Genomic DNA, 11,808 nt, shown 5'->3' with positions numbered 1-11,808 from the left:
GCCCTCGTGTACCGCACCGCGCGCGCGGCGTTCGAGAAAAAAAGGAGGGCGCGACTCGCTGGCTGGCTACGCTAGCGCGCGGCCACGAGGACACTCCCCGCGGAATAGCCTGCGCCGAACGAGCAGATGACGCCGACGTCGCCCCGCGAGAGGCCGGTTTTGTGCGAGTGGAACGCGATGATCGAACCGCAAGAGCTCGTGTTGCCGTATTCGGCCAGCTCAGAAGGAGCCTCTTCGGCGCTCACGTCGCGGCCGAGGACCTTTCGCGCGATCCACTGGTTCATGGTCAGGTTGGCCTGATGGAGCCACATGCGCCGAACCTGCGCCCGGTCGATGCCCGTCTCGTCGAGGTGGTCGCCGATGAGGTCGGCGACCATGGGCGAGACCTCCTTGAAGACCTTGCGGCCCTGCTGAACGAAGAGTTTGTCGGCGTCGTCGCGGCGTTCTGGCGCCGCGCGGCTCAAGAAGCCCATGTTGTTTCGAATGGCGCTGGAGAACTTGGTGACGAGTCGCGTCGACAAGATCTCGAAGGGCGACGCCGCACGACAGCCGTCGAGCGCTTCAACGAGCACGGCGGTGCACGCGTCGCCGAAGATGAAGTGGCTCTCGCGATCGCGGAAGTTGAGGTGGGCCGAGCAGATCTCGGGATTGACGACGAGGACGCGTCGCGCGCTGCCCTGCGCGATGAAGTCCCGTGCCATCGAGATGGCGAAGGTGGCCGACGAGCACGCGACGTTCATGTCGAAGGCGAAGCCGCGGGCACCGAGCGCCTCCTGAACTTCGACGGCCACGGCGGGGTAGGGGCGTTGCAGGTTCGAGCACGCCACGATGACCGCGTCGACGCCCTCGGCGTCGCGCCGCGCCTCATCAAGGGCCTGCCGCGCGGCCGCGATCGACATCTCGCACTGCAGCGAATGCTGATCGTTGTCCCGCTCGGCGATGCGCGGGGCCATGATCTTGGGGTCGAGCACGCCGCGGCGGTCGACGACATGGCGCCTCGCGATGCCCGACGCCTTGAATACGAACTCCGAGCTTGAAGGCTCGATGGCGACCGCCGCGCCGCTCGCGATGAGGGCAGCGTTCCTCTCGTTTTCCGCGGCGGCGTAGGCGTTGAACGACGCGACGAGCTCATCGTTGGAGACAACGTCGGCGGGCGCGTAGAGTCCGGTGCCGGTGATGGCGATGGAGGTCATTCGACGGGGGTTTACTTCGACGGATCCCATCGCGCAACGCATTCGCAGCACGCCGGCTGCTTTCGCCTGTCTCCCATGAGAGACGAACTTGGCGTTGCCGCTGGAATTGGTCCGCGTTGGGGGGACAAATCGGGCGGAACCGCCGCAAATGCGCGGTCTTCCGGATCGATCGCGGCTCGCGCAGGCACTACCCTCCGCGTGCTTGTGCCGATGAACGGCGCGAGGGGGGGCCGATCATGAAAGAAGTGGTTGAGCGACTGTGCATGGCTCGGGGCGCGCGCGCCGTCGCGCTGTTCGACGATGGCGGTGTCGTTGTCACGTCGGCGGGCGATGTGCAGCTGCTCCAGACGATGAGTGACGTCGCGGCTTCCCCGGAGGGGACGCTGGTCGATGTGCCTGGCGCGCGGCTCCTGGTGCGTCGCTTGCCGACGGGCGCGCTCGTCGTCGCGAGCGAGCCGACGGCCGACGTCGCCGACATTCGTTTCCACGCGACGGCCGCGGTCACGAGCCTCCGCATTCGCAGCTCGCGGCCCCCGGCTCCGCTCCATTAACCTTGTGCGCTCACACGGGGACGCCGCGATGGGAGCGCGCTCGCGCCAAGAAGTGCGCGCTAAGGCAATCGTGACGTGAAAAGCTGCGTCACGATGGGCGCGTAGAAGCCCCAGAAGAACGCTTCGTCGGACGAGGTGCCGCCGCCCCAACCGAGGGCGCGGCGCCGGTACGGCAGGAGGCCCGCGCGCTCCGGATCACCGAGCTCGAGGGCGGTGTCGACGAAGTCGCCGGCAAGGTAGTAGACGCTCTTCTTTCGGACGAGCGCCGGGAAGCGCGCCGGGACGCGGTGAACGTCGAGCTTCTCTTTGCCCGTCGGCGTGACGTCGAGCACGTGCTCGAAGAGCACCTCGGAGCCGCGCGCTTCGACGATGTCCATCCAGAACCAGAAGCCACCCCGCTCCGGCAAGCCAAGTTCGGCGCCGGCGGGTGTCCGTCGCTGCTCCACCACTGCCGGGCCCAGGTCTTTGCCCTCCTCGAGCACGATGATCTCCGCGTCCTCGCGCACGAGCACGAAGCCGCCGCCCCTGAACAAGAAGGGTTTCTTCTCCAGGCGCTCGTAGACCCGCGCCACCCAGCGCGGAACCTCGTTCTCGTCTTCGAGCTTGGGCCAGTAGCGGCCCACCCACTTCGTCCACCGTGCACCGAAGACGTCCTCGAGGCGTGCCCGAACACGGTCGTCGGTGGGCGACGCGAAGGTGTTGAACTCGCCGATGATGAGGTGACCTTGCGCGGCGAAGGCCTCGATCGCGGCGGCCTCCTCGCCCGTGAAGCCGCCGTAGATCTTTGGCGAACGTTCGAGGGCAGCGATGTCGCCAGGCTTCTCGTAGTCGCCGACGTAGACGCCGTAGGTGTCGGCGATGACGAGGGCGTCGGCGCCGTCGAGGTGAGCGGCAGTGAGGTCGTGGCCCTTCTTGCTCTCGGGGTCGAAGCCGACGTAGTCGCGCGCCGGGTCGAGAAACGCGCCAGCTTTGTCCCGCACCTTCATGGCGTGCAAGAGCCACGGAATGGCTGCGTGTTCCCTGTATTTCTTGAAGGGGACGGTCTTGTCGACGACGACAACGGCCAGCGTGCGGGCAGGCAAGAGTCGCCAGGCGATGTGGGGCCCGAACAAGACGACGCCCATGATGAGGACCACGAGCGCGATCCGAAGGATGCGCTGCCGCATCGGAGCACTCTACCGCCCCCGTCGCGGCGCCCGCCATCGGACGTCGAAGGCTGCCGAGGCTCGCCGGCGACCTCCCGATATAAGCGCTTCGGTGAGCGCGCGCCGCGCCCCCTTGCGTGCCAAAAGCCTGGCGGCGAGCCCTCGGGGGCACTCCCTTCGGGGGAAAGGGGGGGCGCGGTCGCCATTTTACCTGCTCGTCCGTTCCCTACCGGGAGCCCCTCCCGATTGTTGGCGGCCGCGCCGGAATCGCCGTAAATTTCGGGGGTTGCTCGGCCACCGGTCACGGCACCGGCCACCCTCGCACACCTCCCATGCGGCTCGTTACGACGCTCCTCTTCGCGCTCGACGCCGCGGTCCTCGCTTACATCGTCGTGTTCTTCGCCATCAACATGGCCTTCGTCCTCATGAGCCTCCGGCGCATCGGCGAGGTGCTCGCCCAAGAGCACGTGAGTCCCGCGCTCGCGAAGGAGAAGGACCACTTCCTCCCGCACATCACCTTGCTCGTCCCCGCGTACAACGAAGAGGTCACGATCTGCGAGAGCATCCGCTCGCTCCTGCGCCTTAGGTACCCGTCCTTCGAGATCGTCATCTGCAATGACGGCTCCAAGGACAAGACGGTGGAAGAGTTGCTCCGGGCCTTTCACTTCGTCCGCACGGAACTCGACTACGACGACCGCCTCGCCACCGCGCCGATTCGAGGCTTCTACGAGGTGCGCGGGCCGCTCCCTACGGGCCTTAGGCGCCTCATGCTCATCGACAAGGAGAACGGCGGCAAGGCCGACGCCCTCAACGCCTGCATCAACGTCGCGCAGGGCGAATACGTCACGAGCATGGACGCCGATAGCCTCCTGACGCCCGACGCGCTGCTCCTCGCGGCCCGGCCCATCGTCGAGGACAAGGAAGGCATCGTCGCGGTGGGGGTGCAGGTCGGAATTTCGAACGGCTCGCTGGTCGAAAACGGGCGCGTCGTCGAGATGCGCTTGCCCAAGACGTGGATCGGACGCTTCCAGATCGTCGAGTACATGCGGTCCTTCGCCCAAGGCCGCGTGGCCTTCGCCGCCTTGCGCTCGCTCCTCGTGCTCTTCGGCGTCTTTGCGCTCATGCGTCGCGACTTGGTGCTTCGCATCGGCGGGTTTCTCACCAAGACCATGCGCTCCAAGGTTGGCATCGAATATTGCGGCGCCGGGGTGCACACCGTCTGCGAAGACATGGAGATCGTCGTCCGCCTTCATCGCTTCCTGCTCGACAAGAAGATCCCCGGCAAAGTGGTCATTCTGCCCTTCGCCACGGCCTGGACAGAAGCGCCGGAAAACTATCGCGACATCGGCAAGCAGCGCTCGCGCTGGTATCGCGGCCTCTTGGAGGTCCTTAGCTACCACCGCAGCATGATGTTCAACCCGCGCTTCAAGCAGATCGGGCTCTTCTCGCTCCCGTACCAGCTCGTCTTCGAGGCTGCGGCGCCGATCATCGAGTGTGCCGGCTACATCATTCTCCTGATGACGCTGGCCCTCGGCGTCCTCTCAGGCACGGCCCTCCTCACCTTCATTGGCCTCGCGGCCGCCGTGAACCTCGCGCTGAGCTCACTCTCGGTGCTTCTCTGCGTGATGTCTTCGCGCGGCACGAAGACCGATGCCGAGGGAATGACGCTCTTTCGCTACGGCCGCCTGAGGGACATCGTCGTGCTCTTGTTTGCCGGCTTCATCTCGAACCTCGGCTACCGCCAGTACCTGGTGGCGTGGCAACTCAAAGGGCTCTGGGACTTCATGAAGGGCAAGCAAGGCTGGGACAAATTTGCCCGCAAGGGCTTTGCGCCGAGGGCGACATGAGCCTCGCCGGGAGCATCGTTCTCGTCGTCATGGCGCCGGGCGTCGACCGTCGCGCCGCCGACTTGCTTTTGGCCGTCGGTGCCACGGTCCGCGAGGTGCCCGTGGCCGATTTGGCGCCCGAGCTCGATTCCGGCGTCGACGCGCTCGTCCTTGACGTCGGAACGAGCCCCGAGCTGTTCGCGGCGTTCGCTTCGGCCTTTCACGCGTCGTCGCGGCGCCTGACGCCGGCCGTCGCGCTCGTTGACGCGGGCCTGCCGGCGTTTCGGTGTGCGCTCCTCGGCCCCGTGTCGATGGTTGAGCTCTCGAGCGATGACGGTCAGCTCGCCCTGCGCATCGACGAGGCCCTGTCGCGGGCGCGGCACTCGGATGTGGGCTTTCACATGGAGCGCGCCGAGGTCCTCGGGAAGCGACTCGGTGCCATGGTTCGCGACGCGCAGACGGCCGCTCACGACGCCGGCGCACTTTGCGGTGTGGCGCTGGGCTACGCGGCCAACATGCGCGATGGATTCGCTGGCGATCTCACGCCGCCACAGGCGACGCACGTCGCGCAAATCCTTTCGGCCATACAAGGGCTCACGACGCTGCTAGAGCGATTCTCCGGCACCGCGCGCGCGCAAGCCGACGTCCCCGATGCGCCCCCCCCCTCGGTCCGCCGGCTGGCGCGCCGCCGGCATCGCTTCGATCTTGCCGCGCTGGTGCAGAAGACCGCGGGCCTCTTCGAGAGCCTCGCCGCCGATCGATCCATTCGCTTCAGCATCGAGGCCGCCGGCCCTCGCTACATCTGGGGTGATCCAACTCAACTCAAGCAGCTCGTCACGAACCTCGTCGTCAACGCCATCAAGTTCACCCCGGAGGGGGGCGCGGTGGCCGTACTCGTCGATGTCGCCACCGGTGAAGGGCCCGGCGTTCAAGGCCGACGGTGCGCCCGCATCGTCGTCAACGACTCGGGGCCCGGCATCGAGGAAGCCGAGCGCGAGAAGGTGTTCGAGCGCGGGTATCGCGTCGCGGCGCACTCGCACGTGCCAGGCACAGGCGTAGGTCTCGCGGTCTGTCGCGACGTCGTCCAGCTCCACGGCGGCAACGTTGTCGTCCGCGATTCCCAGTTGGGTGGCGCGTCCTTCGTCGTCACCTTGCCGCTCGACCTGCGCCGGCGCAGGGAGCAAGGGGTCCTCTTCGTCGACGACGCAGCCGCGGCGCAGCGGCTGGTCGCGGCGCTCGAGGTGTGGGGCGTCGAGGAGGTCGAAGCCGACGGCGCGAAGCTCGTCGAGCTCATCGGCGATTGCAGGACCGTTGTCGCGATCCCCCGGACCGGCTTCCGTGTCACCGAGACGGCGCTGCGGGAAGCCGCCGACGACGCCTCCGGGCCGACCAGTCGCGGGGGCGGTCGGTGAGCAAAGCCAGCGCGCACGTCCTGCTCGTCGACGACAACCCCATGGGTCTGGAGATCCTCGAGGTGCGCCTCAAGGCGCTCGGTCATCGCACCACCATTGCGCAAAATGGCGAGCTGGCCATCGCGTGCGTCGAACGCGACAGGCCCGACATCGTCGTGCTCGACGTGACGATGCCGGAGCTGAACGGCTACCAGGCGTGCCGCGCCATTAAGCGGATCGACAAGAACATCCCGGTCATCATCCTCACGGCGAAGACTGACCCCGCCGACCGCTTCTGGGCCATGCAGTCTGGCGCCGACGCGTTCCTCAACAAGCCGATCGATCCGGCGACCGTCATCCAGAAGGTGACGGCGCTCCTCGAACAGCCATGAAGCCCGTTGGCGTCGCGCAGATCCTGACGGCGCTGCTCGTGGCGCTCGCGCTCGCGCCGACGCTCTGGATCCTCTCGCGCGAGGCGCTGCGCCGGCGCGGTACGAAGCGCGCCTTGGCGAAGGTCGAGGCGGCCCGCAAGCTCCTCGCTGCCGACGCCGACCGTCTTCCGGAAGATCTCGCGGCGGAGCTCAAGGCCCGCTTCGACCCCATCACGGGGCAGCGCGTCGTCCTTCAGCTCATTCATCACGAAGACGCGGCCACGAGGGCGCTCGGGCAGAGGCTGTTCGTGGATCTCGGGCTGGTCGAGCAATACGCGAAGCTCCTCCGCGATGCGCGCAAGTGGAGCGAGCGCACGCACGCGGCGGAGACGCTCGGTGCCGCCGCGGCTCCGGCCGCCGTGCCCGCCCTCGTGGCGGCGCTGCGTGATCCCCACGAGGACGAGGACTCGGTGAAGGTCGCCGCCGCCACGGCCCTCGCGAAGCTCCGCGACCAGAGCGCCATCCCGCTCTTGGTGGCCGAGCTGAGCGACACTGACGGAAAGGCCTCGCGCACAGTCGCCGAGGCGCTCGTGGCCTTCGGCGAGTTGGCCGTGCCGCCGCTCCTTGAGCTCGTCACCGGTGGCGGTCCGTCGCCGGCTCGCGTCTGGGCGGCCCGCGCGCTTGGACGCATCGCCGATGGGCGCGCAACCGATCCTCTCGTGGCGCGCCTGAACGATCGCGACGACCTTCTCCGCATGGCCGCCGCCGAGGCGCTCGGCAGCATCGGCGACGCGCGGGCGCTGCAACCCCTCGTGCGAGCGACGCTGCGCGACCCGGCGCCGCAGGTGCGCGCCCACGCCGCCGGCGCCGTGGCGAAGATCGAAGGTGAACGCGCCGTCGACGTTCTCGTGGCGGCCCTCGCCGACCCCGACTACGCCACTCGGCTTCGCGCCCTCGAGGCCTTCGAGACCATGCGAGCGCTCGACACGACGCCGCTCGAGACGGCGCTGCGCGACCCGAACATCGAAGTTCGCCGTCGCGCCGCCCTCGCCCTGGAGCGCGTTGGGCACCTCGAACAGCTTATTCAACGGCTGCAGTCGGAGGACCCGACGACGCAGAAGCGCGCCTACGAGTCGTTCTTGGAGTTGGGGCGCGCGGGCCTTGTCGACAGCGTCGCATCGTATGTGCACCATGCATCGTTTGAGGTCCGCGCGCTCGCGGCGCGCGCCGCTGGCGAACTCGGAGCAGTCCGTGTCGCGCCGCTCTTGGCCTCGGCCATGGATGACGAGTCGTGGCCGGTTCGCGCGGCGATCGCCGAGGCCCTCGGGCGACTGCGAGACGACAAGAGCATTTCGACGCTGGTGAAGCGGCTGACGGACCCCGAGGAGCCCGTGCGTGAAGCGGCCGCGGAGGCCCTGACGAACTACCCGCCCGAGTCGTTGGCGACGCACGTGGCGGCCATCGCCGCCGCCTACGACACGGGCACGGTGCCGGTGCGCCTTCACGTCATCATTCTTTCGGCGCGAGTGCTGTCTGAGGAGGTTGACCCGCTGCTCGTTCGTGCGAGCAGCGATCCGAGCGACGTGGTGCGTCTGCGCGCCGTCACCGCCCTTGGCGACCGGCGGGGTCACGTCATCGTCGAGCCGCTCGTCCTGCGCCTGACCGACGCGTCGCTCGAGGTCCGCATGGCGGCCGTGTCGGCGCTTGGGTCTGCGGTGAGCCCCGAGGCCTTCGAAGGGCTCATGAAGGCGCTGACCGGTGCGCCGCTCGACGTGCGCGAGAGGATCGCCGAGGCGCTCTCGCGCGGAGCCCGCGATCTGCTCTTCGCGCGCCTTGACGAGCTCGAAAAGAGCACGTCCCTCGACGTGCGGCTCGGTGTCGCGTGGACGCTCGGAAAGACGCTCGATCCGCGAGCCGTGCCGGTCCTTGCGCGGTTCCTCCGAGACCCGAGCGCGCCGCTCCGCGCGAGCGCCGCCGGCGCCCTCGCGAAGATCGAGACACTCGACTCGCTGGCGGTGCTCGTAGTCGCCGCCGACGATCCCGACGGACGCGTGCGAGCGGCCGTCGTCAATGCCTTGGGTCGCGCCGGTGGCGCTGGCGATGCCCGCGTAGTGCCGACGCTGACGCGCCGCCTCGCCGACCCCGACCCGTTCGTGCGCAATCGCGCGCTCGTCTCGCTGGCGCGAGCGGCGCGCCACGAGGCGGAGGAGGTCATTCTTTCCGCCAAAGACGTCGATTCGGCGGCGCGGATGGTCGCTCTCGCGCTTGTGGGGACGGAGCAGGCTACGGGCATGGTCCTCGACGCGGTGACGCGCCCGCAGGCGCTCGACGCGGCGACGCGCTTTCTCGCGAAGGAGGATCCGGTCGTGCGGGCGGCGTTTTTCTCCGCCGTCGGGCTCGATGACCCTGGTGCCGACGTCGTGCGCGACGTTGATCAGAGGGGGCTCGTCGAGAAGTACGAGGGCCTCTTGCGGTCGAGCCTCGACGTCAGCGCTCGACGCCTCGCGGTGCGGGCCCTCGCGCGTCTTCGCGTGGAGCGCGCCTACGAGGTGTTGGGCGACGCTGTTACGGCCGACCCCGACGAAGGGGTCCGCCTCGCCGCCGCCGACGCGCTCCAGCCGCACGCCGATGTGGCCGCGGTCCGACGAGCCTTCGTGCGGTCCATCTCGGACCCCAACACAAGGGTGGCGGAAGCGAGCGTGCGCGGCCTCATGGGTCGCCGCGAGCCGGAGGTCACGCAAGCGTTGCTCAAGCGGCTTGGTGGCGGTGAGGCGTCGGCGCAAGGGCTCGTGGAGGAGACGCTCGCAGTGCGCTTCCGCGACGATCCCATGGCCTTCGTCGATTGGATGATGGGCATCGACGTGCCGATGTTGCTCGTGCCTTGTGTGCGCGTGCTCGGCCTCCTCGCGTCGCCGGAGACGGCGTCGCTCTTGCGCGAGCTCCTCCGCTCGCAGTCTGCCCTCGTCCGCGCCGAGGCCACGCGCGCGCTCGGTGTGCTCCCCATGGCGGACGTTGGCGAATCGCTCCGTGGTCTCGCCACCGATCCCGACGAGGGCGTTCGCCTCTCGGTCCTCGAGGTGCTCTCGAAGCGAGAGGAGTTCCTCGATGCGTCGGCGCACTTCCGGCAAGATCCGTCGACGAAGGTTCGAAGTCGTGCCGCCACACTCTTGGCGAGCGTGACGGGCTCGACCGCCGCGCTCGCCCACGACGCGCTCGCTGAGATGACCTCCGACGCGGCCGCCGAGGTGAGGGGCGCCGCCTTGGCCTCGCTAGCCGCGAGCCCCGACGGCGACGGTGTCATGATCTTTGCGAAGCTCTTCGCGAAGACCGCCCTCGACACTCGCTTGGCGATTCGTCAGGACGCGCGCGCCAGGGAGATCTCCGAGGTGCTCGCGGCGCGACTGACCTCCAGCGGGGGCGTCGACGAGCGTCGCGCTGTCGTTCTCGCCATCGGTGCCTTGGGCGCTGGCGGCCGCGGCTCGCTGCTCTTGCCCGCGCTTCGCGACCCGTCACCGGAGGTCCGCGTCGCCGCCGTCCGAGCGCTCGCCAGCAGCGACGACGAGGCCATCCGCGCCCGCATCACGGACCTGTTGACCGACCCAGAGGCGTCGGTTCGCGACGCGGCGAGGCGATCCATGCTCCGAACGGTCGGCTGACGGTGCGACGCGCCGCGCGGTTCGCGTCCGCATCGCTGCTCCTCACGCTCTTGGTCACCGGTTGTGGCGGACCGCCGCGCGACGTCACCGCGGGAGCCCGCGCGCTCGAAGGCGGCGGGGCGCTTTCCTTTCTCGCGAGTCGCCTGATCCCGTGGCCCGCCAGCGGCCCCGGTCTACTCGCCGTGACCGATCTCGACAACGGCCGCGTGGCCATCTACGACAGCGCCCTCGTGGCCTTGGTGATGCTTCGGAGCGGGCGCCTCGATGAAGCGGCTCGCTTGCTCGTCGGTCTCGCGGCGCTGCAGCGGGAAGACGGGAGCCTCCCGTTTTCACTTGTCCCCGCAGAAGGCCGCGCCGCGCCGCACTACGTGCGAAGCGGCGCCATCGCGTGGGTTGGCTATGCGGCCGCCGAGGTCCTCGATGGGGGGGCCGCCGGCGGCCACCGCGACGCCATCGCGAACCTCGCGCATCGTGCGGCGGGGTTTTTGCTGTTGCACCAAGTCAACAAGGCAGGAGACCCTCGCGACGGCCTCGTGATGGGTGGGAGCGGCTCGTTTCGCTACGAGGTGCGTCGCGGCCGTGTCGTCGAGACCTTCGTTCCCGGCGACGTTGTCTTCGCGTCGACCGAACACAACATCGACGCGTTCTTCTTCTTGCGCCGCTTCGCGCGGGTCAGCGGCGACGCACGCTATCGGCTTGCCGCCGACCGAATCGCCGACGCTCTCGGGTCGCGCATGTTTGCGGCCGAGCGCGGGCAGCTCGTGGGCGGCGTGAGCAAGGACGGTGTCGACGGAGCGCTGCCGCTCGACTGCGCGTCTTGGGGAGCGGCATTCTTCGCGGCCTTGGGTGACCGCGCGCGCGCGGACACGTCCTACGCGGTGTCCGACGCGCGCTATCTCGCTAACGATCCGAAGTCGCGCGCCGTCGGGCATCGACCCTACGCGAACGGAATCATCCTGGAGAGCGCCGTCCTTCGCGCGCGCTACGCGGCTTCGCTCCAAACGGAGCGTTGGGAGAGCCTCGCTGCCGTATGGCCGGAGGGCACGGCGGGGGTAGCGTTTGCTGCACTCCGCACGGGTCGACCGGAGCGGGCCCGAGCTTTGCTGGAGGGCCTCGAGCCGCTTCGCAGAGGGGGAGCTCTGCCCACCTTCACCCTCGATATTCCGTTTCTATTCGACACGAAGTCCAGCATCGCAGGCACGGCCTGGGCCGAGCTCGTGCGCTTTGATCTCGCGCGCTTGCCTGCCTCTCCCACCCTCCTCGTGGCGGAATGAGGGCGTCGAAATCGTCACCGGCAGCCTAAAGTCGCGGCGCCGCCTGCCGTTCCCAAGGGCGATGTCGAAGAATCGCGAGCTGGCGCGCCTCGTTGGGCTTCTCGAGGGAGCGCTCGATGGCGTGGAGTGCATCGACGTCTGGCACGAAGTCGAACGGTGCCTCGCGCGACTCTCCGCCGATCTCGATCCGGTCCGCCATCCCGAGCTCGCGCGGCACTTGCAGGGCACCTACGAGCTCTGCTTGGAGGCCGTCTCCGCGGCGCGAGCCGGCCGCCCCGATGGCTTGATGCTCGCGCTCTCACTCCTTCGAGCGGTCCTTCGCGCAGAAGGTTTCGAGGCTGCGGCTACCAGCGGCGTCACCGGAGGCGCGCTCGTCCGGGCCGCATAGCCCTGTCGATCAG

At 68.7% G+C, this 11,808-nt stretch carries 9 protein-coding genes; 7 read left to right on the top strand and 2 right to left on the bottom strand.

All coding sequences use genetic code 11. The features are described 5' to 3' along the window. Positions 1 to 71: 71 nt before the first annotated feature. Positions 72 to 1,193, bottom strand: a complete 1,122-nt coding sequence (locus tag IPG50_26470) for a beta-ketoacyl-ACP synthase III (GenBank protein ID MBK6695725.1) — start codon at positions 1,191 to 1,193, stop codon at positions 72 to 74. Positions 1,194 to 1,429: 236 nt separating this feature from the next. Between IPG50_26470 and IPG50_26465 the strand changes: the two genes are divergently transcribed. Then, a complete protein-coding gene (locus IPG50_26465) occupies positions 1,430 to 1,744 on the top strand; it encodes a hypothetical protein (protein MBK6695724.1) in 315 nt (104 codons plus the stop codon). Positions 1,745 to 1,803: 59 nt separating this feature from the next. Here the strand turns inward: IPG50_26465 and IPG50_26460 are convergent, their stop codons facing one another. Continuing rightward, on the bottom strand, positions 1,804 to 2,910 hold the full coding sequence (locus IPG50_26460; GenBank protein MBK6695723.1) for a hypothetical protein: 1,107 nt from the start codon (positions 2,908 to 2,910) through the stop codon (positions 1,804 to 1,806). A 311-nt stretch (positions 2,911 to 3,221) separates the two neighbouring features. Between IPG50_26460 and IPG50_26455 the strand changes: the two genes are divergently transcribed. The 6 genes from IPG50_26455 (at position 3,222) to IPG50_26430 (ending at position 11,795) form a co-directional block, all read left to right on the top strand. Further along, positions 3,222 to 4,736 carry a glycosyltransferase family 2 protein gene (locus IPG50_26455; protein ID MBK6695722.1) on the top strand — a complete coding sequence of 505 codons (1,515 nt, stop codon included), beginning with the start codon at positions 3,222 to 3,224 and terminating at the stop codon, positions 4,734 to 4,736. Next, a complete protein-coding gene (locus IPG50_26450; protein MBK6695721.1) occupies positions 4,733 to 6,127 on the top strand; it encodes a HAMP domain-containing histidine kinase in 1,395 nt (464 codons plus the stop codon). The genes IPG50_26455 and IPG50_26450 overlap by 4 nt, the downstream gene beginning before the upstream one ends. Next, positions 6,124 to 6,498 (top strand): response regulator, encoded by a 375-nt coding sequence (locus tag IPG50_26445; GenBank protein MBK6695720.1) that lies wholly within the window; start codon positions 6,124 to 6,126, stop codon positions 6,496 to 6,498. Before IPG50_26450 ends, IPG50_26445 begins: the two co-directional genes overlap by 4 nt. Then, entirely contained in the window at positions 6,495 to 10,133 is a 3,639-nt protein-coding gene (locus IPG50_26440) for a HEAT repeat domain-containing protein (GenBank protein MBK6695719.1), read from the top strand. Before IPG50_26445 ends, IPG50_26440 begins: the two co-directional genes overlap by 4 nt. 2 nt (positions 10,134 to 10,135) lie before the next feature. Next, positions 10,136 to 11,407, top strand: coding sequence for a hypothetical protein (locus IPG50_26435; GenBank protein ID MBK6695718.1), 1,272 nt, complete (start codon positions 10,136 to 10,138; stop codon positions 11,405 to 11,407). Between the two features lie 61 nt (positions 11,408 to 11,468). Continuing rightward, entirely contained in the window at positions 11,469 to 11,795 is a 327-nt protein-coding gene (locus IPG50_26430) for a hypothetical protein (GenBank protein MBK6695717.1), read from the top strand. Positions 11,796 to 11,808: the final 13 nt, after the last annotated feature.

This window comes from Myxococcales bacterium (genome assembly GCA_016703425.1).
In the GTDB taxonomy this organism is placed as follows: Bacteria; Myxococcota_A; Polyangia; order Polyangiales; family Polyangiaceae; genus JADJCA01.
The sequence above is the reverse complement of the archived record's forward strand: the minus strand, read 5'-3'. Positions and strand labels throughout refer to the sequence as shown.